The 24,577-nt window shown below is 58.0% G+C and carries 22 protein-coding genes and 1 CRISPR repeat array; of the genes, 11 read left to right on the top strand and 11 right to left on the bottom strand.

Features of this window, described 5'->3' with window-relative positions; genetic code table 11:
- The first annotated feature begins 119 nt into the window (after positions 1-119).
- Together ACVWZJ_RS10195 and ACVWZJ_RS10190 are read left to right on the top strand one after the other, a co-directional pair.
- Positions 120-836, top strand: coding sequence for a MotA/TolQ/ExbB proton channel family protein (locus ACVWZJ_RS10195; protein WP_049749560.1), 717 nt, complete (start codon positions 120-122; stop codon positions 834-836).
- Between the two features lie 3 nt (positions 837-839).
- Positions 840-1,265, top strand: coding sequence for an ExbD/TolR family protein (locus ACVWZJ_RS10190; RefSeq protein WP_414383874.1), 426 nt, complete (start codon positions 840-842; stop codon positions 1,263-1,265).
- Between the two features lie 120 nt (positions 1,266-1,385).
- Here ACVWZJ_RS10190 and argF read toward each other — a convergent pair whose 3' ends face one another.
- Together argF and ctpC are read right to left on the bottom strand one after the other, a co-directional pair.
- Positions 1,386-2,303, bottom strand: a complete 918-nt coding sequence (gene argF, locus ACVWZJ_RS10185; protein ID WP_457395973.1) for an ornithine carbamoyltransferase — start codon at positions 2,301-2,303, stop codon at positions 1,386-1,388.
- 204 nt (positions 2,304-2,507) lie between these two features.
- On the bottom strand, positions 2,508-3,803 hold the full coding sequence (gene ctpC, locus ACVWZJ_RS10180) for a carboxyl-terminal processing protease CtpC (RefSeq protein ID WP_011432460.1): 1,296 nt from the start codon (positions 3,801-3,803) through the stop codon (positions 2,508-2,510).
- Between the two features lie 331 nt (positions 3,804-4,134).
- On the opposite strand from ctpC, the gene ACVWZJ_RS10175 reads away from it, so the two are divergent.
- From ACVWZJ_RS10175 to ACVWZJ_RS10165, 3 genes are all read left to right on the top strand, one after another.
- A complete protein-coding gene (locus ACVWZJ_RS10175; RefSeq protein WP_457395972.1) occupies positions 4,135-5,502 on the top strand; it encodes a glutamate-5-semialdehyde dehydrogenase in 1,368 nt (455 codons plus the stop codon).
- Positions 5,503-5,755: 253 nt separating this feature from the next.
- Positions 5,756-6,283, top strand: coding sequence for an RNA recognition motif domain-containing protein (locus tag ACVWZJ_RS10170; protein WP_457395971.1), 528 nt, complete (start codon positions 5,756-5,758; stop codon positions 6,281-6,283).
- 92 nt (positions 6,284-6,375) lie between these two features.
- Positions 6,376-7,182 carry a DsbA family protein gene (locus ACVWZJ_RS10165; protein ID WP_457395970.1) on the top strand — a complete coding sequence of 269 codons (807 nt, stop codon included), beginning with the start codon at positions 6,376-6,378 and terminating at the stop codon, positions 7,180-7,182.
- 313 nt (positions 7,183-7,495) lie between these two features.
- Here the strand turns inward: ACVWZJ_RS10165 and ACVWZJ_RS10160 are convergent, their stop codons facing one another.
- Together ACVWZJ_RS10160 and ACVWZJ_RS10155 are read right to left on the bottom strand one after the other, a co-directional pair.
- Positions 7,496-8,914 (bottom strand): SPOR domain-containing protein, encoded by a 1,419-nt coding sequence (locus ACVWZJ_RS10160; protein ID WP_457395969.1) that lies wholly within the window; start codon positions 8,912-8,914, stop codon positions 7,496-7,498.
- Positions 8,915-9,023: 109 nt separating this feature from the next.
- A complete protein-coding gene (locus ACVWZJ_RS10155) occupies positions 9,024-9,452 on the bottom strand; it encodes a hypothetical protein (protein WP_414419575.1) in 429 nt (142 codons plus the stop codon).
- A 112-nt stretch (positions 9,453-9,564) separates the two neighbouring features.
- On the opposite strand from ACVWZJ_RS10155, the gene recJ reads away from it, so the two are divergent.
- The 6 genes from recJ to ACVWZJ_RS10125 all read left to right on the top strand — a co-directional run bounded on the left by recJ (position 9,565) and on the right by ACVWZJ_RS10125 (position 16,784).
- Positions 9,565-12,237 (top strand): single-stranded-DNA-specific exonuclease RecJ, encoded by a 2,673-nt coding sequence (gene recJ / locus ACVWZJ_RS10150; protein ID WP_457395968.1) that lies wholly within the window; start codon positions 9,565-9,567, stop codon positions 12,235-12,237.
- The gene (locus tag ACVWZJ_RS10145; RefSeq protein WP_457395967.1) at positions 12,227-12,892 is read left to right on the top strand and encodes a metallophosphoesterase family protein; all 666 of its coding nucleotides are present in this window, start codon (positions 12,227-12,229) and stop codon (positions 12,890-12,892) included. Before recJ ends, ACVWZJ_RS10145 begins: the two co-directional genes overlap by 11 nt.
- Positions 12,893-12,950: 58 nt before the next feature.
- Positions 12,951-13,562 carry an RdgB/HAM1 family non-canonical purine NTP pyrophosphatase gene (gene rdgB, locus ACVWZJ_RS10140; protein ID WP_414352059.1) on the top strand — a complete coding sequence of 204 codons (612 nt, stop codon included), beginning with the start codon at positions 12,951-12,953 and terminating at the stop codon, positions 13,560-13,562.
- A gap of 111 nt (positions 13,563-13,673) precedes the next feature.
- Positions 13,674-14,918: a hypothetical protein gene (locus ACVWZJ_RS10135; protein WP_457395966.1), complete on the top strand. Its 1,245-nt coding sequence runs from the start codon at positions 13,674-13,676 to the stop codon at positions 14,916-14,918.
- Between the two features lie 22 nt (positions 14,919-14,940).
- Entirely contained in the window at positions 14,941-15,585 is a 645-nt protein-coding gene (gene tmk, locus ACVWZJ_RS10130; protein ID WP_414418065.1) for a dTMP kinase, read from the top strand.
- A 197-nt stretch (positions 15,586-15,782) separates the two neighbouring features.
- A complete protein-coding gene (locus tag ACVWZJ_RS10125; protein ID WP_457395965.1) occupies positions 15,783-16,784 on the top strand; it encodes a CHAD domain-containing protein in 1,002 nt (333 codons plus the stop codon).
- 532 nt (positions 16,785-17,316) lie between these two features.
- Positions 17,317-18,900: a CRISPR direct-repeat array (repeat unit 36 nt; unit sequence GTTTCCAATTTCTAGGGATCCCCCCGAAGGGGGAAC).
- A 251-nt stretch (positions 18,901-19,151) separates the two neighbouring features.
- Here ACVWZJ_RS10125 and cas2 read toward each other — a convergent pair.
- From cas2 to cmr4, 7 genes are read right to left on the bottom strand one after another with little or no spacing between them, the layout of a single operon-like run.
- Positions 19,152-19,430 carry a CRISPR-associated endonuclease Cas2 gene (gene cas2, locus ACVWZJ_RS10120; protein ID WP_011431332.1) on the bottom strand — a complete coding sequence of 93 codons (279 nt, stop codon included), beginning with the start codon at positions 19,428-19,430 and terminating at the stop codon, positions 19,152-19,154.
- The gene (cas1, locus tag ACVWZJ_RS10115; protein ID WP_457395964.1) at positions 19,430-20,419 is read right to left on the bottom strand and encodes a CRISPR-associated endonuclease Cas1; all 990 of its coding nucleotides are present in this window, start codon (positions 20,417-20,419) and stop codon (positions 19,430-19,432) included. Before cas1 ends, cas2 begins: the two co-directional genes overlap by 1 nt.
- Positions 20,419-20,718, bottom strand: a complete 300-nt coding sequence (gene csx18, locus ACVWZJ_RS10110; protein ID WP_414341792.1) for a CRISPR-associated protein Csx18 — start codon at positions 20,716-20,718, stop codon at positions 20,419-20,421. Before csx18 ends, cas1 begins: the two co-directional genes overlap by 1 nt.
- A 29-nt stretch (positions 20,719-20,747) precedes the next feature.
- A complete protein-coding gene (locus tag ACVWZJ_RS10105; RefSeq protein WP_457395963.1) occupies positions 20,748-22,691 on the bottom strand; it encodes an RAMP superfamily CRISPR-associated protein in 1,944 nt (647 codons plus the stop codon).
- Positions 22,692-22,721: 30 nt separating this feature from the next.
- Positions 22,722-23,363, bottom strand: coding sequence for a Uma2 family endonuclease (locus tag ACVWZJ_RS10100; RefSeq protein WP_457395962.1), 642 nt, complete (start codon positions 23,361-23,363; stop codon positions 22,722-22,724).
- On the bottom strand, positions 23,363-23,761 hold the full coding sequence (locus tag ACVWZJ_RS10095) for a hypothetical protein (RefSeq protein WP_457395961.1): 399 nt from the start codon (positions 23,759-23,761) through the stop codon (positions 23,363-23,365). Before ACVWZJ_RS10095 ends, ACVWZJ_RS10100 begins: the two co-directional genes overlap by 1 nt.
- 24 nt (positions 23,762-23,785) lie before the next feature.
- A complete protein-coding gene (cmr4, locus tag ACVWZJ_RS10090; protein WP_457395960.1) occupies positions 23,786-24,556 on the bottom strand; it encodes a type III-B CRISPR module RAMP protein Cmr4 in 771 nt (256 codons plus the stop codon).
- Positions 24,557-24,577 lie beyond the last annotated feature (21 nt).

Here is a 24,577-nt window from a genome sequence, read left to right as displayed (position 1 = left end):
GGGGGCAAAATTGCCAAAAGGTGCAACCTTCGCCGCGCAAGAAGGGATCCCAGCCCTGCCGAGAAAGTGCTATGACAAGATGAGCGTAAACTGCCGCTTGGAGGGGGGAATCAGGATCGATGGACAGAGTCTTGCAGCTCATGATCCAGGGTTGGTATTACTCCATCCCCCTGTTGACGTTCTCGGTCTTCTCAGTGGCCTGTTGCATTGAGCGGGTGCTGTTTTGGTGGAAGATCACCCATCGGCAGGAGGAGGTGGTGCAGCAAGCCCTGAGCCAGTACCGCCGCAACCCACGCGCTGCCCAGTATTTGCTGGAGCAAAATGCCGATCTGCCGATTGCCCGCATCTTTTTGGCCGGGTTGGAGCTGAACGAGGCCAGCCCGGAAGATTTTAAGTTGGCCCTGGAAACCGCCTTGGCGGCAGAGGTGCCTCTGCTGAAGCGCTTCAACACTGTCTTCGACACCGTAATCACCGTTGCCCCCTTCTTGGGCTTGTTGGGCACCGTCACCGGCATCATCCAGATCCTCAGCTCCATTCAACTGGGGGATATCGGCGGCACCGATACCCAGGGGGTAGGTCGGGGGATCGCCGAAGCCTTGTACTCGACGGCCTTTGGACTGATTGTGGCTATTCCCACCCTGTTGATTTCCAACGTCTTCCGCTCTTTGTACCTGCGGCAACTCTCTAAGATCCAAGAGTACGGCGGCATGCTGGAGCTGCTGCATCGGCAGCGGCAAGAGATGCAGGCCCAACAGCTTTCCCAGTATTCCTACACCCAATCTAGCCCCAGTGGCAGCTCCACCCTTCCCCCCTACTCCTCGCTTGAGCCCTCCTAACCTATGCGCATCCCCGAAGAGAACTTCCGAGCTGGCGAGATCAACATCGTGCCCCTGATCGATGTCATCTTCTCGATCCTGGTGTTTTTCGTGATTGCCAGCCTGGTGCTCACCCGCTCCGAGGCTCTGGATGTCAACCTGCCGGACGCGACCACAGCCGAAGTTCGTCTGCAGCCGGATGTAACGGTGAGCCTGACGGCGGAAGGACAGATTGCTGTCAATCAGGAGAAGATTGCCGATATCTCTGCTCTGATCCCGGCAGTGGAACGCATCCTGGCCGAGAAGCCGGCTGAAGGGCGCCGCTTGGTGGTGATCAACGCTGATTTGGCCCTCTCCCACGGCAAGGTGGTGGAGGTGATGGATACCCTGCAGCGGGTGCCCAATGTCAGCTTGGCGATTGCAGCCCGCCGTCCTGCCAATAGCCGGTAGCTAGGTCTGGGCTAATTTGGGCCTCGGACCAAGTCCTGACGAGACAGAGGAACACGACGAGGCCATCCTCAACGACCGCAAAGCTGTTCGCTACGCCCCTCTCTGGCTCTCCAAAGGCTGTTATCCTGGGCCCAGCAGCTGAACCAGCAGCGCCTTTTGCACATGTAGGCGATTTTCCGCCTGATCCCACACGCGGGACTGGGATCCCTCCAGTACTTCAGTGGTGATTTCCTCTTCCCGGTGGGCCGGCAGGCAGTGCAGCACAATGGCTTGCGGATCCGCCCGTTGCAGCAGCTCGGCATTGACCTGGTAGGGCAGAAAGGTGGCCTTGCGGGCCTCGGCCTCAGCTTCTTGACCCATGCTGGCCCACACGTCGGTATAGACCACCTGAGCTCCAGAGACGGCTTCCTGGGGATCCTGCAGCACCAACACCTGGGATCCCTGGGCCAGAGCGCGAGCTTGCTCCACCACTGCCGCATTCGGTTCGTAACCGGGGGGGGTGGCGACGCGGATGTGGATCCCGCTCATGGCACAACCCAACAGCAGGGAGTGGGCAACGTTATTGCCATCGCCGCAATAGGCCAGGGTCAGGCCCGCCAATTGGCCAAAGTTCTCCTGAATGGTGAGCAGATCGGCCAACACCTGACAGGGGTGAAACTGATCGGTGAGGGCGTTGATCACCGGAATATCGGCATACTCGGCAAAGGTTTCCAGCTCCTTCTGGTCGTAGGTGCGAATGGCAATCACATCCAGGTAGCGGGAGAGGACGCGGGCCGTATCCTGCAGGGGTTCGCCGCGGCTCACTTGCATCACCGTCGGCACCAGATCGAGGGTGCTGCCCCCGCATTGGGCCATGGCTGCCGTAAAACTGGCGCGGGTGCGGGTAGAAGCCTTCTGAAACAACAGCCCCAACACCCGACCCCGCAGCTCCACCCGATAGGGATCCCGCTTTAACTCAGCCGCCTGGGCTAGCAGGGCCGACAGCTCCGCCGGGGTTAGGTCGCTGAGCTTGAGCAGATCCCGTCCGACCAAATTCATGGATCCCGCGATCTTCGACCCCGCCATTGTGCTACGCGCCACCTACAGAAACAATAAAAGCATCCCCAGCCCGGCGCTGGTCAACACTCCTCGAATAACTCGAATGAGAAGAGTCTTAATAGTCTTAAATAGCTTGGGCCTCGGCTTAACCCCAGTCTCAGGAGTGCCAGATCTGAGACCCATCAAAACCGCCCCCAACACCGGCTAACGTGAAGAGGAACGAATGACCTCCTGGGCCTGTTGCCGACGGGCAGAGATCTGAGCCTGCAGAGCCTGGATGGCAGCAGCATACTGTGGGTCGGCTGGGGTGGCCACCAATTCTCGGTTCTGGCTGAGCCGCTTCAGATCTTCCTCGGACAATTCCACCAAAATGTCGGGGGTAATGCCCTTGTGGTCGATGTCGTTACCGTTGGGAGTGCGATAACGGGCAATGGTTACCGCCAGCCCAGATCCATCGGACAGGGGATGCACCGACTGCACCAGGCCCTTGCCGAAAGTTTGCGTGCCGACAATCACGGCGCGACGGTTATCCTGCAGAGCCCCCGACAGAATCTCGCTGGCGCTGGCCGAGCCACCATCCACCAAAACGGCCAAAGGTTTATCGGTAAGGGCCGTGTTGTTGGCCGTCAGGCGATCCTGCTCCCCTTGGCGGTTCACCGTCGAGACGATGCTGCCCCGGTTAATCCACATGCGGGCAATCTCGGCGCTGGAGTAGAGCAGGCCCCCTGGGTTGGCGCGCAGATCCAGAACATAGGCGGCTACCCCTTGTTTTTCCAGCTCGCGAATGGCTTGGCGCATCTTCTCGGCGGCGTTGCCGGAAAACTGGGTAATCCGGATATAGCCAATGGGCAGGCCGTTTTCCTCGTGAACCTCGTAGCGCACGGTGGCCAGCTCAATTCTTTCCCGCACCAAATCGAACACCTTTAGCCCTTCCCCCTCGCGGCGAATGGTCAGCCGCACCCGCGTACCCGGCTCGCCCCGAATGAGGTTGACTGCAGCGTTGGTGTCCATGCCTTCGGTGGACTTGTCGTCGATGCGCACGATCACGTCTTTGGATTTGATCCCGGCCCGGTCGGCAGGAGACCCTTCAATGGGGGAGATCACCACCAGCTCGTTTGTCTCCTGATCCATGCCCAGCGTGATCCCCACCCCGGTCAGCTCACCGGATGTATCGATTTGCATGCTGGCAAACTGATCCGGATCCAGAAATCGGGTGTAGGGATCGTTCAGTTTCTTCAGGGCTTCCCGGATGGCCGCGTAGGCATCTTCTCGGGTGGCATACTCTCGGCTGAGCAGATCCCGCCGCACCGCTTCCCAATCCAGGGAATTAAAAGACGGATCCACATATTCCCGATTGACAATTTGCCAAACCTCGTCCACCACCTCTTTGGGATCCCGGCGAAACCCCGCCCAGCCCGGCATGGATAGCTGCACGCCGACCAGCGATACCGCTGTCATCACCGCAGCCGTTGCACTGACCACAAACCCACGCTTTCTCATTGGCTCTCCTGGAAGGCGCTAAAAGTCAAGGTTGACGAGGTGGATCTCCAGAGGTGGATCTCTAATTGTCAGGGAACTGGGTTTCGAGCAAGGGTCTTCCCCTATGCGAACTTCAGCTTAGAAGCATCGAGAGCGATGAAGGGCTCCCCTGCTGCAGCAAGTGGGATCCGGATTTTGGTAGGCTACAGATAACCCCAAGCGACTGTGCCCAACCTAGCATAGGGATCCCTGCCGGGGGTGCTTCTAGGATCACAGTTCAACACAACTTTGTTACAACCTATCATCGCAACCCTTTTCTTCCAAATGGGCACTTTGCCCCCTTTCTGACTCTATGTCCCTCGCCACCGATTGCCCCAGCTCGCTTGCATCTGCCTCAGAGCGCCCGCTGCTGTCCCAAGTGCAGTTGGCCCGCGCTGCTGCCCAACACACGGCCACCTTGCCCACGGCTATTAAGAATGCCGCTCTAGAGGCCATGGCCACTGCCTTGTTGGAGCACCAAGAGTCTATCTTGGCCGCCAACCGGGCGGATTTGGAGCGGGCGGCGGAGATGGTGAAAGCCGGGGAGTTGTCGGCATCTGCCTATGCTCGCCTGAAGCTGGATGCCCACAAACTGGCAGATATGGTGGCCGGAGTGCGGCAGGTGATCCGGCTGGGGGATCCGGTGGGCCGAGCTTTGCTGATCCGGGAACTGGACGAGGGGCTAATTTTGGAACGGCGCACCTACCCTTTGGGGGTGCTGGGGGTGATCTTCGAGTCGCGGCCCGATGCTCTGGTGCAAATTGCCGCCCTGGCGGTGAAAACCGGCAATAGCGTCTTGCTCAAGGGGGGATCCGAAGCTTTGCTCTCCTGTCAAGCCTTGATGGCGGCCATCCAGGCGGGCCTGCAGCAGATCCCAGAGTTTCCCCAGGGATCCCTGCAGTTGCTCACCAGCCGCGCCGAGGTCAAGGCCCTACTGCAACTGGAGGGGCTGGTAGACTTGATCATCCCCCGCGGCTCCAGCAGCTTTGTCCGCTACATCCTGGAGAATACCCGCATCCCGGTATTGGGCCATGCCGATGGCCTGTGTCACCTGTACGTGGATCGGGCAGCGGATGTGGACATGGCGATCAAGCTGACGGTGGACAGCAAAACCCAGTACCCCGCTGCCTGCAATGCCATCGAGACCCTGTTGGTCCACAAGGCCATAGCCCCCCACTTTTTGCCTCTGGCGGTCAAGGCCCTGCGGGAGAGGGGGGTGGAATTGCGGGGGGATCCCCTCTGCCGCGAGCTGGTGCCCGATCTGATCCCGGCCACCGAGGACGACTGGAGCACCGAGTATGCCGATTTGATCCTCTCTATTAAAGTGGTGGGCTCCCTTGACGAGGCCATTGCCCACATCCAGCAGTACGGATCCCGCCATACCGAGGCGATTGTAACCGAGGATGCCGCTGCTGCCCGGCGATTTCTGGATGAAGTGGATGCGGCAGGGGTCTTTCACAATGCTTCCACCCGCTTTGCCGACGGGTTTCGCTATGGCTTCGGGGCGGAGGTGGGCATCAGCACCCAAAAACTGCCGCCGCGCGGGCCGGTGGGCTTAGAAGGCTTGGTGACCTACCGCTACCAACTGCGAGGGCAAGGACATCTTGTAGCCGACTACACGGGCCCCCAGGCGCGACCTTTTCAACATCGGGATCGCCTGAACAACACCGGCTTAGCTTAGCTGCAAAAGCCGGCTGTACAAACCGGCTGTACAAAGCAGTCGTTCACAAAAACCGTTCTCCTCGTCTTCGCGGCTCCAGGTTGAGGTAAATTAAAAAATAGCTTCGTGATTGCCAAGGGTTGCGCTTTGCGGCGCGCTATGGTGTGACAATGGACTACCGGGTTCCGGGTTTGATGTTATGGGCTTGAGCGCCCTAGATGTAGCGCTTTGCGTTTTGGCCTTTTGTTATTTCGATTAGGAGCTTCGCTGGATCATGCCTGTGCGTCTGTATGTTGGAAATCTGCCGGAAGAGGTGGATCGTCAGGCACTGGAGAAGCTCTTTCGCTCTGCCGGTGAGGTCATTTCCACCAAGGTGATCCGGGATCGGAAGACAGGCAAATGCCGCGGCTTCGGCTTTGTAACGGTGAACACCGAAGAGCAGGCGCAGCAGTACATCGAAAAGTTCAACGGCCACAGCTTTGGGGATGTCAACTTGCGCATTGAGCTCGCCCAGCCGCGCGACCGAGGGGAAGAAGGCGAATCCAAAACAGCGACCTCTGAGCCTTCATCCAAAGAGTCCAGAGGTTCCAAAGATTCCAGAGCGTCCAGAGATTCTGAGGCCAAGGGCTCTAAAGAGTCGGCAGAAAACCCTGCCCCCAGCAAAAAGCAACGCCAGCGCGGCAATAAGGGTGGGCGCTCCACCGTTGCTGCCGAAAGTGAGGGAGCTTCTGAGCCGGATCCCCGCTGGGCCAGCCAGTTGCAGCGGATCAAGGAGCAGCTTCTGCAGGCCACCAATTCCTAACCCCCCCAAAAGGAGTAATAGACACCGTCGGTCTCTGACGGTAGGCTGGGTGAGTTGCGACGGCTCTGGGCATGTTTGAGAGGGGGGTTGGGATGCATAGGCTGGTGAGGATTTTTCGCGCTTGGGGGCGGAGCTTGGCCCGGGCTGGACTTTTGTTCGGGCTGACGGTTCTGCTGGGAGTGGGAAGTGGAGCTCCGGTTTTCCTACCAGCGGCGGCGGCTGCCCCGGCAGATTTGGAAGAGCAGGTGCTGCAGATCATTCGAAAGAACCCCCAGGTGATTCTGGAGGCCGTACAGGAATACCAGCAGCGACAGTACCAGGAGCAGCAGCAACAACAGCAGCGGCTGGCGGAAGAATTTGGCCGTCAACTGCGGGAGAACCCACGCGCCGTCATCGGAGATTCCCCTCGACTGGGATCCGACGCTCTGCGGTTAGTGTTGGTGGAGTTCTCCGATTTTCAATGCCCCTTCTGCGCCCGCGCCCACAGCACCCTCAAGCAGTTCATGGCCGACCATGGAGATGAGGTGACCTTGGTGTACAAGCACCTGCCTTTGACCAGCATTCACCCAGAAGCGATGGCGGCTGCCCGTGCTGCTTGGGCCGCCCAACGTCAAGGTAAGTTCTGGGAGTTTCACGACGAGCTGTTTGCCAACCAATCCCAGCTTGGGGATGGGTTTTATGTGGCCACTGCTGAGAAGCTGGGCCTGAATATAGAAAAATTCAATCGGGATCGGCGCAGTCGGGCGGCAGAGCGCGCCATTCAGCGAGATATTGACTTGGCCTCTCAACTGGGCATCGGTGGCACTCCCCATTTCATCTTGAACGGCATTGCCTTCTCCGGTGCGCAGCCGCTGGAGGTGTTTGAGCAGACGCTGCAGCAGGCTAAGCAAGCCCTCTAGGAAAAATGCTCCGCACTGCTATTGAAACAGGTGGTGTATTGCAAACAGGTGGTGCAACGGCTGGCCTATCCTTCTTACCAGCCTCGCCCAGTTGCCCAAACGCTCCGTCCTTGAGGAGGGCTTTACGGTAGGCTCAGGGCAGTGGCAGGGTAGTCAACCGCTCTATTCGCCCAAGCGGGCTGTAGGCTTTGACAAGCCAGTAGGGTGGGGAGTATGTCAAAAGCAGAAACTCACCCAAGTCGCCATTTGGGCCGAATGGGGATCCCCAACGGCAGGGAAGGAGGAGAGCGTTTATGGCGGAAGTGGCTCTTGGCTACTCCACGGGCAGGATGCGGGCATCGAACCCTGCTTCGGCCAGAGAGCGCCGCGCCTGTTCGGCGTTGGCCCGTTGCCGGTAGGTGCCCACCTGAATCACCGAGCCCCGCAGGAAGGCATCGGGGGCAAACTGTTGCAGCTTGGGTAGGGCCTCTTCCCCAGCCGGCACCACCACCCAAAATCTGCCGGCACCTTCTTCCCCAGGAGGGACAGCCTGAGCAGCCGGGGAGGAGACGGGATCCGCTTGCAAAAGAGGCTGAGAGCGGCGCAGATCGGCGGGGAAGATCCCCGCTTCATAGCCTTGGCCGGCCAAGTAACGCACCTGCTCGGCGGCAGCAGCAGGGTCGGCAAACCCACCCGTGCGCACCACCCGCAGGTCATCGTAGATCAAGGGCAGGGATCCCTCTAGGAGTTGTTTTAGCGCAGGCCATTTCTCCCCGGTGGGATCGGCCACCAACACCCAATAGCGCTCTCCTTGTGCTGGGTTGGAGATGGAATCCTGGCCCGCATTTTCTCCTACCAGCGACACCGCCACTGCCGGTAACCCCTGAGCGGTTAGCCAGCGGGCTTGATCCTGGGCCAACGACAGGCGGGAGAAGGTTCCCGTTTGCAAAGCAACCTGGCCGCGGTACTGCACCACAGTGGCTCCTGGAAAGAAGCGGCGCACCCGTTCTTCCAAACGGGGATCACCGGTGGGGTTGGGCACGTGGGTGGCAAAGGGACGCTGGGGATCCAAGGGCGGAGCGGTTGGCGTCGGCGGCACAGAGGCTTTTGAGCTGGCAGCAGGGCGGCTGGGTGCTGCTTGGGCAGGAAAAGCAGGGGGCAGAGGGGGATCCGTCTCTTGGCGGCTCACCACCCGCACCGATAACCCCAGCCGTTCCAAGTCGGCCTGACGGCGTTGAGCATGGCTACGGTTGATGAACGTCCCCGCCAGAATGAAAACCTGCCCATCCCCTTGCACAAAATAGGCATCCGGCACCTGGGTGCGCACCTGAGCCAACTCCGCCGCCCCATCCGCCAGTACATGCACTTGGTAACGGGTCAGGGCCAAAGCAGCCGGCAGGACGTTCCCATTAACGGCGTGGAGCACAAGGGCAAAGGCCGCCAGGGATCCGGCAAAGAGGGCCGGTTGCGCTGGCAACAGGAGTGCGGAGCACTTTGGCCAGCCGTAGTCCTTACGGGCGTTGCACATGGGATCCATCTCCTCTGGCGGGATTGGCGGCAACTCAAACCTCTGCATCCGGGATGGAGTCTTTGCCTGGGCCTGCGGGGATCCCCCACAGTGCCAGAGCTCGCAGTTCACCCCCTTGCGGGAAGGACAACTCAAAGCTAGCGTAAGCCGAAGTTTGGGCAAGGCTGTGCCAGGGATGGGCTTGCAGATGCCGCCCACCACCGATAGAATGCTCCGCACTGCCACCGCAAAGATGCAGCCCAGTTAGGTTCACGGGAGAAACACAGATCTAGTGCATCTCCAGTATAGATAGGCCGGCAAGACTCTATCGCTATGGCTTGTCGGGGAGTTTGTTTCAGAGGCGACGGCGGCGGGATGGAGTCCTCGCCACAAGGGTGCGGGATCCCCCCAGGGCAAAGCGGATGATCTCCGTCTTGTACTGCTGCGAGCCCTCTGTGTAGCGGGCAAGCTGAATGGCAGATCCCTGGCCGGAAGGAAGCAAGAACCGTTCGCGACAGTGGTGGGCAGCACTCTCTGGAGTTTCCGCTTCGAGGGCAATGAAAAACCGCAGACGCAGCAGCACTTCCAACTTGGACAAGTGCTCGGTTTGCTCTGGCACCAAGCGGCCTAACGAGATTTGTAGGCGCGGCCTGCGTCGCCGAGATCCGGGGCGGCCCCAAAGCTGCCGGGCCAATGTCCACAGAGAGGTCTGCTCAGAGGACTTGACCAACAGCTTTAAGCCTGTCAGCGGGTTAAGACCATAGGTAAGCAGCAGAGAATACATCGGCGGCAGGAAAGATTCAGAGGAGCGTTTTGAGCTAACGTCAAAAGGATACCCTATAGGCCAACTGTAGCACTGCCTACCCTCTATCCCCATCCAAGCCCCACCCTTCCCTATGGCCGGGATCCCTGCTCAACGCTGGCTGTTTCATCCTGTGGACAAGTTGGCTGCCCAGAGCTTGGCCGAGGCAGTGGGGATCTCGCCCATATTGGCTCAGATCTTACTCAATCGCGGGCTCTCCAGCCCTGCTGCCGTGCAGCAGTACCTGCAGCCGGATCCCGCCCACCTGCCTCCACCCAGTCAGGATTTTGCCGATTTGCCCCTGGCGGTGGACTTGCTGGACGGGGCGATTCGCCGACAAGAGCCCATTGCCATTTGCGGCGACTACGATGCCGACGGCATGACCAGCACGGCCCTGCTGCTGCGGGCTTTGCAGGACGCTCCAGTGCATTACCGCATCCCCAGCCGCATGACCGAGGGCTATGGCCTCAACAGCCGCATGGTACAAGAGCTGCACCGAGAGGGGGTGCGCCTCATTCTCACGGTGGACAACGGCATCTCCGCCCACGAGCCCATCCAACTGGCCAAAGCTCTGGGCTTGACGGTAATCGTGACGGATCACCACGATTTGCCGCCCCAGTTGCCCCCTGCCGATGCCATCCTCAATCCCAAGCAGCTCCCCGTTTCTTCTCCCTATCGGGGGATGGCCGGGGTGGGAGTTGCCTACCTCCTGGCCCAAGCGCTGGCCGAGCGCCGTGGTGATGGCCATCTGCAGCGGGTGGCCCTGGAACTGTTTACTGTGGGCACCATTGCCGATCTGGCGCCGCTGACGGGGGTTAACCGCCTTTGGGTGCGGCAGGGGCTGCACCTCTTGCCCACCTCCCAGGTGGCAGGGATCCGCGCCCTTCTGCAGGTGATGGGCATGCAGGGATCCCTGGAGGGGTTGCGGCCTGAGTGGATTGGGTTTGGCCTGGGGCCCCGCATCAATGCCGTTGGGCGAATTGGCCGGGCGAGAATGGGGATCCAGTTGCTGACCACCGACGATCCCCTGCAAGCAGAGAAACTGGCCCGCCGCTGCGAGCGGCTCAACCAGGTGCGGCAGCAGATGTGCGGGCGCATCGAGGCAGAAGCCCTAGAGCAAATTGCCCAGCAAGGCCGGGATTTGCAGCAGGAACGGGTATTGACGATTTTGGGATCCCCTCAGCGGAGATGGCACAAAGGGGTGATCGGCATTGTGGCCTCGCGGTTGGCAGAGCGTTTTGGCTGTCCGGTGTTCATCGGCAGCCAGTCGCGGCAAGGGGAGATCAGTGGCTCGGCGCGGCAGGGGATCCCCGAGTTTGACGTGTTTCAGGCGTTGGAGTTTTGCAAGGATCTGTTCACCAAGCACGGCGGCCACCCGGCTGCCGGGGGATTTAGCCTGAGAGCAGAAGACTGGCCTTTTTTTGAAGAACGATTGCGGCAGTTTGCCCAACAGCAGTTGCAGCCGGAGCAGATCCAGCCGCTGGTGCAAATCGATGCCGAAGTGTCGCTGTCAGATCTCACCCTTGACCTCTATCGAGAGCTGCAGCATCTGCAGCCCTGTGGCATCGGCAATCCTGAGCCGGTCTTCTGCAGCCGCAACCTGCAGGTTCTGCAACAGCAGCGATTTGGCCCAGTTCCCGGCCACCTGAAGCTGCTGCTCCGGGATCCTGCTCTCCCTACGCAACGCTCCCATGGGTTACGTGCTACTCGGACGGAGTCCTCTTGTCCGGGCAGGAGCGACTCAGCTGTCAAAACCTCCAGTTACGACACTGATGGGTTATCGCTGGGCAACGCTTTGGGCAACACTTTGGCGAACGGGTCAGCAGTGGGGAGCACAAACCCGAGGCCACAGCGCCCCTTCTGGGCCATCCGTTGGCGGGGAGCGGAAACCCATCCGCTGCCGGAGCGAGTTGATGTAGCCTACACCCTCAAGGCCAAAACATGGCAGGGAGAAACCCAACTGGAGCTGGAAATTCTCGGGATTCGACCTGCCCAAGAGGCTGCCACTGCCGGCAACCCCCCTCTCGAGAAAACAGCGCCCCGCACCCCTGATGGGAGCAAGTCTCCCATCTCCCCCGCCTCTCTGGATGCCACTCCTCCCATGCCCAACTCCAAGCCCTCGACTGGCTCCCAGAGGGGGACAGAGCCCTCACCTCTGTTGATCTGGCGCCCCACCCCCCAGCCCACCCAGCCTTTGCGTTGGCAAGCTGTAGACCGATTTTCTGTCCTCTGGCCTCAGGCGCAGGGAACCATCCTGTTCTACGGCTTCCGCCGCCCCTCGCTGGTCTTGTCTTCAAGGCCTACGGCCCGCTATCGCGAACGGCGGTACCTGACTCTCCACTACGACCGTCCCCAAGCCGGCCACCGCTATGATCAACTCTGGTTGTGGAGCTGGCCCCCTTCTCTGGATCACCTCAAGTGGCTGCTCTGTTGCACCCCCAGCAGCGAGCTGTTGATTGCCGTCCATCAGCAAGCGGTGCCCCTGCCCTCCGCTGCCAGCTTGCAACGCCAGCTCCGCCAATACCTGCAAACCCGCAGCCAGGTGGATCTGCTGCGCTTGGCCCAGCAGTGGTGGCTGTCTCCGGCAGTGTTGGTGGCAGGATTACGCTCCCTGGGGTACGCCTGCCCAGATTTTGGCCCCACGGGATCCCTCGGCGAAGAACTGGAAGCCCAGCAAGCTTGGTACAGCAGCTCCTGGCAGCAGGTTGCCGCCCTGCTTCAGCGATCCCACCTGGATTCTTCTGCTGCAGAGGCCCATGGGGATTAAACTGCTGCTCGGCTCTGACTACCACGGCAGCCCTCGGCTGATCCGGCAGGCCCTTGCCCATCTGCCGGAGGTGGATGCTTACATCAACTGCGGGGATTTCTGTTCCAAGGCCGGCAAACCTTCCCGCAAGGCCACCCAGGGCTTTCATCCGGCAGCCCAAGCAGAGGTGGTTCATCTGCAATCCTTTTTGGCGGCAGTGGAGAGCCTGGGCAAACCCTGGCTCTTTTTACCTGGCAACCACGATCCAGCAGCTTCGGTTTTGAATTCGCTGGTTGGCCGTTGGGGGCGGGCCATCACCCAGTCCTGCTGCTTTGAGTGGCTGGGGTTACAGGTTTTGGCTGTACCCTGGACTCCCCCCTGTGGTTGGAGCTGGTCTCTCACCTCCGCCCATTTGCAGGAGCTGCTCGCCCTCTACAGTCAGCCCCCCCGACCCATTGACCTGCTGCTCACCCATGCTCCGCCGCGAGGCTTTTTGGATGAAGGCGGGAAGTGGTATCACCGTCGCACACCCACCTTGCGCCCCCTTTTGGAACAGCTGCAGCCGCGCTACTACATCTGCGGACACATGCATTGGGATGGGGGCAAGGTAGAGCGATGGGGATCCACCCTGGTGATTAACACAGCCCTGCACAACATGGTTCTCGAGATCCATTAGGCAGGAAGCCCTTGGACAGCCTTCCGCCTCCTCAGATTTCCACTCGTAGGAACCTTCCATGACCCGTCCTTTGATCTTGGCCAGCAGTAGCCCCGGCAAATGGCGCGAGTTCAATGCCTTTTTCCAGGCCCATGCCCCTGCTTGGGAGCTGCGCCGCATGCCCTCAGAAATTGAGGTGGAAGAAACCGGCACCACCTTTGCCGAAAATGCCCTTCTCAAAGCCAGAGCCGTGGCCAAGTCTCTGGGGGAGTGGGCCATTGCCGACGATTCCGGCCTAGCGGTAGAAGCCCTTGGCGGCGTCCCTGGGATCCGCTCGGCTCGCTATGCCCCCAACGATGCTGCCCGCATCGAGCGGTTGCTCAGGGAAATGGAAGGGATCCCAAATCGCCGAGCCACCTTTCACTGCGCCATCGCCCTGGTGGATCCCCAAGGTGTAGTGCATGCCCTGGTGGAAGGGGTATGCTCAGGAGAGATCTTGACCCAGCCGCGGGGAGAGGGGGGGTTTGGCTATGACCCCCTGTTTTGGGTGCCCGAAGTGGGGCTAACCTTTGCCGAGATGAGCCCAGCTCAAAAAGAGGCCATCGGCCACCGAGGCCGAGCCTTGCGCGCCTTGAAAGCGCAGTTGCCTCTCCTGGAGAAGCGTATGGGCTGGCTTGGATCCCAGCAATAGCCCCCGATGTCCTGGCTGGGGAGCTGCTAGGATACAGTAGTTGCTTCCCTTCGGGGGAGTGAAATTGAAAGCCGTCTTGCCTTGGCAGCTGAGGGGAGCGCTCGAAGAACTATGGGTTTTTCTGAGTTTGAGGATCAAGATCCCATTGCAGCAGCGGAACGGACTGCTGCCCCCGATCCCAGCCGCTATGCTCCAGATTCTGCCGGTGAGGAAGCCGCGATCTCCTCGGTTTCAAACTCTGGTGAAGGAAGGGAGCGGCAAAGTCGTCGTTCCCCACCCCCTTTGCCGGAAGAGGGCTCAACCTTTGTGGGCGCAGAGGATTGGCTGGACGTTCGCGGTAGCGGGACGGAGTCCTTGGAGAATGGGCGGGATAGCTACAGGGAGTCCGCGCAAGGGGCCACTTCTCGCCCTTCCAACCGCTCCCCCCAGACTGGCCGAGACGAGGGGTCTCGTGTTGACAGCGAAAAGGGGGGGCAGAAAGCCGCTGCAGGAGGAGCCGGTGAGCGTCCTGGGCAAGCCCTGGTTTCCCGCCGTTCTGTCTCCAGCAACCGCGGCTACGACGGATCCGCCCGTTCCTCTGCCTTTCGCGGTAGCGGGACGGAGTCCTTTGCTGGCCGCTCGCGTAAGCGGGACGGAGTCCTTGGGGAATCCGGCTACCGCAGTGACTACAGCCGTTCCGCGGCTTACGGCTACACCTCCAGCTATGTTGGCGGTGGAGGATATGGCGGTGGTGGGCGAGGCGGCAGCTCCAGCGGGGGGGTCTCCTCCTCCGATCTGACGATCCTGCTGGTGGTGGCCCTGCTGGCCTTCTTCGGGGGATTCGCTATCCGCAACATCTTCGCCGAGAGAGGCGGCTTTGACGATGAGCGCCCCATCCGCGCTGCCAATGTGCCCGCAGCCTTTCGCGATTTTTGCTTTGCCTACAACGGCACTGCCTCCTTCACCGTGGTGCAACTGACCAGCGTTTCTGCTCTGACCATGGCCTCAGTGCCCGTTTACAAGATGGATACTTGCACCATCCCCGTCAGCCAAACGGCCAATGCCCTCCAAGCTTTGGGCATCCGCGGCCGGGCCAACACCTTGGGCCCCCAGCTGGGGGGATCCAACCTCACCCTGATCCAGCTCCCCTTGGCCAGCAGCTTGGCGCGCGCCGTGTACAGCCAGTTTCCTGGCTTGGCCGCTCAAGGCAACGAGGCGCAGGTTTTGTCCCAACTGGAAGCCACCATCAACAACGCCCTGCGCTCCAACATCGAAGGGTTAGCCCTGCAAAGCCTGGAGCCCACCAACATCCCCGACGTCTACGTGATGGTGCCGGGGCACTCCTTTAATTTGCAGCCCCAACTCAACCTGCGCTAACCCTCCTGCAGAGGACGACGGTGTGTTCATCACCCTAGAAGGCGGGGAAGGGGTGGGCAAAACCACCCAACAGGCCCTCTTGGTTGAGCGGCTGCGCCAAGAAGGCTACGCTTGCCTGTGTACCCGCGAGCCGGGGGGCACGGCGCTGGGCAAAACGCTGCGGGAGCTGTTGCTGCACGGGGATCCCTTTAGCCCTCTGGCGGAGTTGCTCCTGTACGCGGCGGATCGGGCTGAACACGTGAGCAAAGTCATCGCGCCGGCTCTGGCGGCAGGGCAGGTGGTGGTTTGCGACCGCTTTACCGATTCCACCCTGGCCTACCAGGGCTACGGTCGGGGGCTGGACTTGGAGAAGATCCGCCAGCTCAACCACTTAGCCACCGGCGGGTTGCAGCCGCACCTCACCCTGTGGCTGGATCTCCCCCCAGAGGTGGGGCTGGCGCGGAAGGCCTCCGGCCCGCTGGCGCGAACAGGGTCTTGCGACAAGCTCGAACAAGAACACCTGGAGTTCCACCGCCGCGTCTACCAAGGGTTCCAGGCTCTGGCTGCCGCAGAACCCCAGCGGATTGTCCGCATTTCAGCCCAGGGATCCCCGGCAGAGGTGGCTGCCCGCCTCTGGTCAGTGGTCGAACCCCGCCTACCACTTGCGACAGCAGGCCGGGAGCCCTAGACTCTGTTCCGCTGACGGGAATGGCGCGACAGGCCAAAGCTCGCGACAGTTTCCCTGGCCACAGCCTGCTCGGTTTACCAAGGTTAAGATTAGGTTAAAAAGGAAGAGGCGGGGGTAACCTCAAGCTAGGCTGGATGACCTATGTGAAAAGAGCCTGCTGCCCTCTTGGTTCTCGTTTTGGGTAGAGGAGACTGGCTGTGGACGCTGTTGCTGCTGAGCTGAAAACCGATCGCGTCAGCGGGACGGAGTCCTTTCGCGTCAGCGGGACGGAGTCCTTGCACTTGACCTTGCCCTCATCTGCGCCCTTGCCAACCGTGGCCGCCTGGGCCCACCAGCTGTTGAGCCAGCAATGGCAGCGGCTGCAGAAACACGTAAAGCGAGTTCTGACCCAGCATCCAGAAGCGGCAGAGTCTCTGCACCAAATCCGGGTGACCCTGCGCCGTATTGGCACTTGGGTGCAGGTATTTCAGGGATCCGTCCGGCTGCCCAAGCCTCTCAAGCCCAAACGCCTGCAAAAGCTGGCCAGTGCTTTGGGCAAGCAGCGGGATCTGGACGTGCTGCTGGAAATCCTGCAGGAACCTTGCTGGGAAGGGATCCCGGCAGCCCAGCAGGCAGAACTGGAGAAGCTAAAACAAGATCTGCAGCAACGTCGAACCCAAGCCGAGAAACGCTCCCGCCGCATTCTTGAAGATGCTGACTTCCTGGCGTTTCAAGCTGCCTGCGAGCAGTGGCTGGCTCACCCCCGCTATAAGCCCCAGGCGGAGCTGCCTTTGCCGGAAAGCTTGCCCCACTTGCTGACTCCCCTGCTGGCCCAGTGGCTGCTGCAGCCAGGCTGGCGGATCCCTGCTTTCCCCGCAACGGAAGCCCAGGCTGAGCAACTGCACGAGCTGCGCAAGGCCACCAAACGGCTGCGCTATCAGGTGGAGTTTTTTGCGCCCTTTTACGGGGAAACCATGCAAGATTGGATAGCAACCCTGAAATGCTTGCAGGATCAACTGGGCCGCTTTAACGATTTGCAGGTTTTGCAAGGCGAGCTGCCTGCAGACTCAGACCTACAAACCCTTCTCCAGGAACAACAAAAACTAGTCCTCCAGGAGTGGCCTGAGCACCAACAGCGCTGCCTGGCCTCTGCCGAGCAGCACCGGCTTTACTCTAATCTTTTCTCTGTTTCCAATTTCTTTCCAACTGGGGATCCCTAGGTTTCCAATTCTATAGATCCCCCCGAAGGAAAAACCCCGCCTTATTGGCGGGGGATTTTTTGTGGCTATAGGGTTTCCAATTTCTAGGGATCCCCCCGAAGGGGGAACGCGATATTACTGGAACGCTTCCCAACAGCGTTGGGTGTTTCCAATTTCTAGGGATCCCCCCGAAAGGGGAACAGTGTAGTCGATGGAGGTTACTCCAATGATCACTATCTACAAGTTTCCAATTTCTAGGGATCCCCCCGGAGGGGGAACTTGAGCCTTGCGGATCTGGGCTATCGTCACACTTGCACCCTTACCCGCACGGTTTGGAACCCGCACAGGCTTGGGCAACAAAACAGGAGTTGGCTTTGGTTGAGCCGGAGCCACCGGCTTTTCTTCGTTGTAGGAATCGCCGAACGCAGACTCAAATGCAGCTTTCGCTGCTTCGAGCCACTCGTCCGGAGTCCAAATAGTGCGCTTAGACATTGTAGGCTCCTTTTGAGAAGTGTGTCTAGTTCGGTTGCTCCCCTGGCGACACGTTTAACCAAGTTTCCAATTTCTAGGGATCCCCCCGAAGGGGGAACACTGGGAGAAGCTCCGGGCAATGCTACAGTACCGAGCGTTTCCAATTTCTAGGGATCCCCCCGAAGGGGGAACACTGCTCGCATACATATATGACCCAAAACACACAGGGGAGTTTCCAATTTCTAGGGATCCCCCCGAAGGGGGAACATGAGATGGGGATCCAGCGCTAAGGTAGCTCTCTCTAGTTTCCAGTTTCTAGGGATCCCCCCGAAGGGGGAACCGCAGTGGAAGGGACGGGTGGAAACTGTCCACGCCCTTGACGAGTTTCCAATTTCTAGGGATCCCCCCGAAGGGGGAACAGGACATGAGGGCAGCTGCAACTGCAGCTTGTTCGTAGTTTCCAATTTCTAGGGATCCCCCCGAAGGGGGAACACCCAGAAGCACCGCGCTGTATACACGGATCCGCAAGGTTTCCAATTTCTAGGGATCCCCCCGAAGGGGGAACAGGTCTTGAGGGGGCAGAAGTAGAGTACGAAGACGAAACGTTTCCAATTTCTAGGGATCCCCCCGAAGGGGGAACGGCTACCCGAGTTAGACGGGGTAGTCATGATTATCAAGTTTCCAATTTCTAGGGATCCCCCCGAAGGGGGAACCAACTGCCCGCCAGAGTTAGAAGGAGCGGAGATCGAATGTTTCCAATTTCTAGGGATCCCCCCGAAGGGGGAACTCTCAAAAAGGAGTTGAATGATGTCTCGCAAACGGCGGTTTCCAATTTCTAGGGATCCCCCCGAAGGGGGAACCCGCGTGAAAGGCGGACACAAATATGCATTAGGGGAGAAGTTTCCAATTTCTAGGGATCCCCCCGAAGGGGGAACTATGCCTACAATACCAAAGGGATGTTGTGGTATTGGTTTCCAATTTCTAGGGATCCCCCCGAAGGGGGAACCCCATACTTAGGGTAGGCTAGTACTATATAAGGAGTGTTTCCAATTTCTAGGGATCCCCCCGAAGGGGGAACGGCAAACCACTGTATTTGGTCCAGCCAAGAACGCGAGTTTCCAATTTCTAGGGATCCCCCCGAAGGGGGAACATATGAATCCCGTCGACGTCACCCAAATGGGAGGGGAGTTTCCAATTTCTAGGGATCCCCCCGAAGGGGGAACGCTGCTTGGATTCGGGACAGCATAGTGTCCCGAGTCTTGTTTCCAATTTCTAGGGATCCCCCCGAAGGGGGAACTACCCAAGTGTTATGTCAACTCACGTGTAGCTCTATTTGTTTCCAATTTCTAGGGATCCCCCCGAAGGGGGAACCAGTTACAGTTTCTCACTGCCTAAGGAGGATTGTATGAACGTTTCCAATTTCTAGGGATCCCCCCGAAGGGGGAACGTCCGCCTCACAAAGAGGTGCCCGTATCTAGGCTAATAGTTTCCAATTTCTAGGGATCCCCCCGAAGGGGGAACACTTATTTGCAGACTTAAACAAAACTCCTTTTTCTTTGTTTCCAATTTCTAGGGATCCCCCCGAAGGGGGAACTTTACCAGGGCTGTCACCGCTGGCAGCATTGGTGCTGTTTCCAATTTCTAGGGATCCCCCCGAAGGGGGAACTCTACCCCTATTAAACCCAAGCAGGGCAAGGAATGCAAGACCCATTTGCGAGGGGGTCGGTCGAAGAGGGCAAAAAAGAGCTTGGGAGAGGGGGGTGAGAGGCCTGAAAGCCTTGTGGCGCAAGGCATCGAGCGGGTCAACGAAAGAATCGGCCTTTGCGGGTTTTGGCGAGGCGCTCGCAAAAGCGTTGATACCGTTTTTGTGTGCTTTTGAGAACATCAAGTACTGAAGTGGGTGGAGAGTTGCTTGAGCTAGACAACGATCGAGTGGGGGGGTGCAGTTAAGGGGGGCCCACCCCAGATTTCCACTTGGTCAAGGGCGTGGCTGGTGAGGGGATAGAAGCGGACGCTGTCTTCATCGGGCTTGACCCTTTTCCGGAGCCGTAGCTTGAGCTCCTCGAACTTGTCTTTGTCGAGGACACACTCGAACACGCTGTATTGCACGCGCTTGCCGTAGCCTTCTAGCAGGTCGGCAATTTTCTTGCGGCGCTTATCACAAGGGGTGTCGTAGGTAACGACATAAAGAAACATCAGCGAATCCGGTAAGGCTGATACAGGTCTTGAGGATTATAGACAGAATGCTTAAATTTCTTAACCTGCTGCGTCAGCAAATCCCAGCGGGGTTGATCCCCATCGGGGGTTTGGATGGATCCCTCCATTCTTTGGATGAAAGCTGTAAGGTACTTTTTCCTGCCACTATCACTTAGAAAACAGCCACCATCGCGATACTCAAAGTCTTCTTCGATGTTCATAATGCCCTTGTTGATCAGCCAGAGGACTATTGAATCTACAATAGGCGCCCGAAATTCTTCCAGTAAGTCCGAAACCAGAGCAGCATGGCGTTCACTGCTAGCGTGCAAGCAACCCTGATAGGGATCCAAATCTTGCAGCTCAATCAGGGTTAATAGATGGTTCCAGAGCACCATGTAGCCAAAGCTGAGCATGGCATTAACCGGGTTAGTGGGCGGCTGTCGAGTGCGGTTAAGCAAAACAAAGCCCCTTTGCTGAAGGCAATTTCCCAATTCCGGGAAATACAGAGCCGCAGCCGCTCCTTCAATGCCCCGCAATTGATCTAGAGACTTGGCCTCAAGAGCTTGAGCAGCCAAATGTTCCAGACTGCGCAGGGTCAGATCCCCTGTCTCAGTGGGGCGCTGCCTGAGCTGCCTCATCAGCAGCACTCGGCTATTGAGAAGCTTGGCTCGCACCATCTGGGCTGCCGTTTGCAATCGCCATGTCTCCGGCAGTGCTTGCTGCAAGTGGGCCAAGCGGCGGTAGCCCCTTGCAATGGGAATAAGGCGACCGTAGCAGTAGCCCAGCCGCGAGAGATAGGCAATAGGAATATTCCGCCTCAGGCACGCTCTCACTACGTCTGTGGTGACCTGGGATCGGCCAAAGATTAAAATTTGCTCCAGCAAGGGTAGAGGCACCTCCTGCAAGAGCGACTCGCCCAAATAGACCATTACGAACTCTTGCTTAAGGCTAAGCCTACACCCCTGCTGAGAGACATATAAAGTTCGCATTATTCGTCATGACGACGCAGATCTTCAGCGCCTCGCCTCTGATCTATGGCATTGCCGGGTTTAGAGCGGCCACGCTCCGGTAAAATCTCAACATCAATTTCAGGACTTGACAAGAAATCCATCACGATCTCGGCCAGACTGCCCGAAAAGAAGCTGGCAATCATGACAAGAACGGTATTGGTAATCACGGCTGCCAATCCCAAGGGAGCAATTAGCAGGATGGCCAGCGTGATCGAGCCGTTGACCACAGCTGTAACAAGGTTTCTAAGAACTTTGGCATTGATCCTCTTTTTGGACATTTTATTCCTCCAGAGATTCTCCAAGATCTCTACTTCAAGGGCCAGATTATTCCAAAATCATCAGCATTTTTCCTGAGCTGTTCAAGATAACTTTTCCTAGGATTCACCGTTGCCCCAAAAACGGTAACCACCTGATAGTCATCCAAATCTGCAATCCAGACAGGGGACGGCGTGCCTGTGTCGCCGCAGAGAAACTTGTCGTATTTTCCTGGCGCTATCTTGCCTACCTTGTGCAAAACAGCCAAAGCATAGGGCTTATTAAACTCTTTTGGGCCGCTGCAGACTACAATCCTGCAATGGGCATCCACAGCTTCAGGCAACTTTTCTTTGCTGACCTGACCAAAGCTCCCGGGATTGCTGGGATCAATGGCCTGCCCAGTCAAAACCTGGAGTGCTTCAAAAAAGCCCCGCAGCCGCTTCTGAAAGAGTTTCTGGAATTCCTCTACCGACTCTGGCAGATTCCAAAATGAATCTTCGGAGTTGGGAATGAGGGTGGATCCCCGCCACCAAGGAGCTCTACCGCGGTCTTGGCGAGAGTAGCAGGGCCTTCTTGCCCCCTGGCCAATACCTCCCAGGTGAAACAGCATCCAGGTTAGATTCCGAAAGAGCTTTTGCACTGCTTCCTGCTTCTCCTTTGAAGCATGGTTGTGGCACTCCTCAGAAAGGCTGAGAATGAGGATCCCTTCTCCCTTTCCCGCTTGGTTGGGTTCCGGCTCTGGTTGAGTTACTCGCCCCTTCAAAAGATCCACATGGATCCAGCCGTGTTTTTGCTGGGGAGTGATGGCCCCAAAAAGTTGCCCCTCCCATTCCTGCACCTGCTTCACGGGCAAAACACCCAGGGCAAAGGTTCGAAACCAGTAGCGCAGCATGTTCTTAAAGGCTACCGGTCGGACTTCGGCAATTGATTTGTTGTCATACCGGTTCCTATCAGGTCTCCAGTTGACCACTTGCCGCCCGTGGATCAACTGACCCTCCAGCTCAAAAGGCAGTCGTAAGAATTCTCCCTTGTATTGAGATAGAGTTTTGCCAGTTTGAATCAGCCGACCGTAGCCGGTATTGACTTGGGATCCCACTCCTTGCTCCAGCCCGCGGATAAGCCATTCTTTCACTTGGGCTAACATCTCGTCGGTGCAGCCTGGGCCTTTGCGCAGGCCAATCAAAAAAGTGGCTTGCTTGAGAGAAAAGAAGAGGTTGGGATTAGGTGAGTATTCAAGATTTTGACCGTTCCACTTCCAGATATTATTGGCAATATCGACAGCTAGACCTCCTGTTTTGGAATTATCAGGATCCCCTTGTCTTTGAGGCCGGGTTGGCACGGGGTAGGCATCCAAAAAGATCACCTTGCCAGCACTATCTTTATCCTCAGCTTCCAGGTGCCCAAGCCAGGGTGCCACTGCTTTATCCGCCTCTTTCCAAGACAGGTTGTGCTTCCGCATCAACTCTCGAATAGCCTGGGTGCGGGCTACCCCCCGCAAGGTGGAGCTGGGAATGTAGGGGATCCCCAAGTGATCAAAAGCGGGCAGCAGCATGCTTTCCGGGCCTTTGGCTCCACCCACCCGAATTCGCCAGGGACAGGTGACCTGAAAAGTGTTTTCTTCTCCGGCAATGCGTTTGATGCGAGCATTTAGAACTTGCAGGCGCGCTCCGTAGTTTGCCTTTGCTTCTACTTGGTGCACCAGATCGACTTTGGTTCCGTCTTTGAAAGGAGTTGCTGGAGCTCTCATCCACCGCAGATATTCAATAAAGCTCGCCGTCGGATCTGGGTTGGGACTGGGATCCGAGGGATGTCCTAACCAGGGAGAAGGTTGGGAATGGTTGCCGCCCCCTCCACCACCACTCCCCCCTCTCTGATTGGGGGGATGGCCTCCTCCTCGACTTCCTGAACTTGGCAGACGGCTGGGATCCCGCTGCTGGGGCGAGCCTCCGGGACGGGGAAGGGGTTGTGGAGCGTTGGCAGGACGATTGCTAGGCATTTGATCTTCTCCTAAAGCTGGAAAGCAGTATTAGGAATTGCGAAGCGTTTCCCGAAATTCGCGCAACATAGCGCTGGTGCCAATTTCTAAGGCGCGTCGAATGAGTTGAGGCACAAGCCTGGGGATGTCGAAGTCTGGGAAAAGTCGGCTGCAGCTCGATTCTACGTAGTCTTCTCCCTGCAGAATAAACATCCGTAAACTTCGCTCACCCAAGATCCAAACTTCCGGCACGCCAATAGCTTTATAGGCATCGATAAAGGTTCGGGAAGTAATGTCGGACTCAATGGCCAGATCAGGCGGGGGCAATAGATCAACATCAATTCTTCCCTCACACCCTCGCATCTGCTCCAGGTTATTGACATAGAAGCAGGTGTCAGGCTCCACCCCAGCACTGCCAGACTTTTTAAGGGTTGTTGAGCCAAAGTCTTCCCAGTCTCTCCCTTGAGAATCGAGAATGGCTGAGACAATGTGGCCGGCAATGCGATGAGGGCGCTCGTGTTTGGATAAGGGAGACATAATCTCTAAAGTGCCGTTGTAATAGGCAACGCGAGTGTGGCGGTCTTCCCCTAACTCCTCCAAAATGCTCTCAAAGTCTTGCCAAGTCAGCGAATGGATGACCACTTGGCTTCCTTCACACAGGGAAATAGACTGGATTGGAATGGCTACGCTCATTATTCCCCTCCGCTAACGTCATCGTCATGGTAAATGGCTGTAGCCCAGAAGCTGAATTCTTGCGCCAAGGCAAGTCCCAGTCCTGTTAAGCCCAGGTACTCTTCAACTTCTAATCTCATGAGGCGATCTAGGCCGTCGGATTTGGAGATTCCATTCTGACCGGAGATCTTTTCTAGGCAATCGAAAAACTCCTTGACCACCTCTTTTTTGCCCTCTTGGCTAAGGGCATCTTCTTCGGCCTTGAGGCGCAGCAAACCCCAGGTGGAAAGATAGGTGTACAGCTCCACAGCCTGGTTCTTCTGCTCTTTTAGCCTTTCTGTATCCTTGGTTTGTGCTCTGAGCTGGCACAGGGATTCGTAAACGGGCTTGGCCAATGTACGCGGGTCAAAGCTATTCATAAAACCTCCCTCCTAGGTTGAGATCTAGTTCAAAGACAGCTCCACAAAGCCTCGGCCCAAGCTTTCCTGGCCGCCAATCTGCATAATCTGGTTGGATTGCAGCAGATCTCGAAGCTCTTTCATTGCCTCCTCAGAACTGCCACTTGCTTGGGCTGTAACCCCCCAGGTAAAGTACATCAAGCTATCGGGAGGAATGGCCTCTTCATAGCGGAAGCCTCCTTCCACAACCTTGTGCTCGCTAAGCTTGACTTTCACCTGCCGCCACAGGCTCATTTGAATGAGGGTGGCACAGTGCTGATCGGGTAAAACAATCACGCGACTGATGTTGGGGCCTTTGGTGTAGCTCTTCCATTCCGACCATTGTTTGAGACCCTCCTTGAGAATGGCATCTTTGAGGTAAATGGGGCGGTTAGTGCCCAAGCTCGTACTGTAGGGATCCGGCACTGACAGATTCTGGTCTGTTAGCCGCAGCCAGCGCTTGAGCAGAAGCGGGCAGCTTATCCACACCACCCCGTGGCTAAGGGAGGGCACGGGGATCCACAGCAAAGAGCCATCCCCAATCCAAATGGATCCTTGGGTCAGCTGATCCCCTTCCCCAATTTCGTTGCCAAAGAGCTCAAATTTTTTGTCTTTATCGGCCACGCTGGCCCGCAACCTGCCCCGAATGGTGCTGGAAGGGATGTAGGGCAAATGGGTGTGGGATTCGCGGGCAATCCCCAAGAGGTTTCCTTCTTGGGTGGTGCCGCCGGTGTGCAGGGGAGTCAATAGATGGAGGTAGGCAATCTGAAAAGTCATGGATGGGCTCCTTTTGCGAGT

This window comes from Thermostichus sp. OS-CIW-29, from assembly GCF_054058195.1.
This window is presented reverse-complemented; position numbering and strand designations above follow the sequence as displayed.

Bases quoted from the DNA above. Each gene is read 5' to 3' on its own strand.
- ACVWZJ_RS10195 (WP_049749560.1), top strand. From the start codon at position 120: ATGGACAGAGTCTTGCAGCTCATGATCCAGGGTTGGTATTACTCCATC.
- ACVWZJ_RS10190 (WP_414383874.1), top strand. From the start codon at position 840: ATGCGCATCCCCGAAGAGAACTTCCGAGCTGGCGAGATCAACATCGTG.
- argF (WP_457395973.1), bottom strand. From the start codon at position 2,303: ATGAATTTGGTCGGACGGGATCTGCTCAAGCTCAGCGACCTAACCCCG.
- ctpC (WP_011432460.1), bottom strand. From the start codon at position 3,803: ATGAGAAAGCGTGGGTTTGTGGTCAGTGCAACGGCTGCGGTGATGACA.
- ACVWZJ_RS10175 (WP_457395972.1), top strand. From the start codon at position 4,135: ATGTCCCTCGCCACCGATTGCCCCAGCTCGCTTGCATCTGCCTCAGAG.
- ACVWZJ_RS10170 (WP_457395971.1), top strand. From the start codon at position 5,756: ATGCCTGTGCGTCTGTATGTTGGAAATCTGCCGGAAGAGGTGGATCGT.
- ACVWZJ_RS10165 (WP_457395970.1), top strand. From the start codon at position 6,376: ATGCATAGGCTGGTGAGGATTTTTCGCGCTTGGGGGCGGAGCTTGGCC.
- ACVWZJ_RS10155 (WP_414419575.1), bottom strand. From the start codon at position 9,452: ATGTATTCTCTGCTGCTTACCTATGGTCTTAACCCGCTGACAGGCTTA.
- recJ (WP_457395968.1), top strand. From the start codon at position 9,565: ATGGCCGGGATCCCTGCTCAACGCTGGCTGTTTCATCCTGTGGACAAG.
- ACVWZJ_RS10145 (WP_457395967.1), top strand. From the start codon at position 12,227: ATGGGGATTAAACTGCTGCTCGGCTCTGACTACCACGGCAGCCCTCGG.
- rdgB (WP_414352059.1), top strand. From the start codon at position 12,951: ATGACCCGTCCTTTGATCTTGGCCAGCAGTAGCCCCGGCAAATGGCGC.
- ACVWZJ_RS10135 (WP_457395966.1), top strand. From the start codon at position 13,674: ATGGGTTTTTCTGAGTTTGAGGATCAAGATCCCATTGCAGCAGCGGAA.
- cas2 (WP_011431332.1), bottom strand. From the start codon at position 19,430: ATGTTTCTTTATGTCGTTACCTACGACACCCCTTGTGATAAGCGCCGC.
- cas1 (WP_457395964.1), bottom strand. From the start codon at position 20,419: ATGCGAACTTTATATGTCTCTCAGCAGGGGTGTAGGCTTAGCCTTAAG.
- csx18 (WP_414341792.1), bottom strand. From the start codon at position 20,718: ATGTCCAAAAAGAGGATCAATGCCAAAGTTCTTAGAAACCTTGTTACA.
- ACVWZJ_RS10105 (WP_457395963.1), bottom strand. From the start codon at position 22,691: ATGCCTAGCAATCGTCCTGCCAACGCTCCACAACCCCTTCCCCGTCCC.
- ACVWZJ_RS10100 (WP_457395962.1), bottom strand. From the start codon at position 23,363: ATGAGCGTAGCCATTCCAATCCAGTCTATTTCCCTGTGTGAAGGAAGC.
- ACVWZJ_RS10095 (WP_457395961.1), bottom strand. From the start codon at position 23,761: ATGAATAGCTTTGACCCGCGTACATTGGCCAAGCCCGTTTACGAATCC.
- cmr4 (WP_457395960.1), bottom strand. From the start codon at position 24,556: ATGACTTTTCAGATTGCCTACCTCCATCTATTGACTCCCCTGCACACC.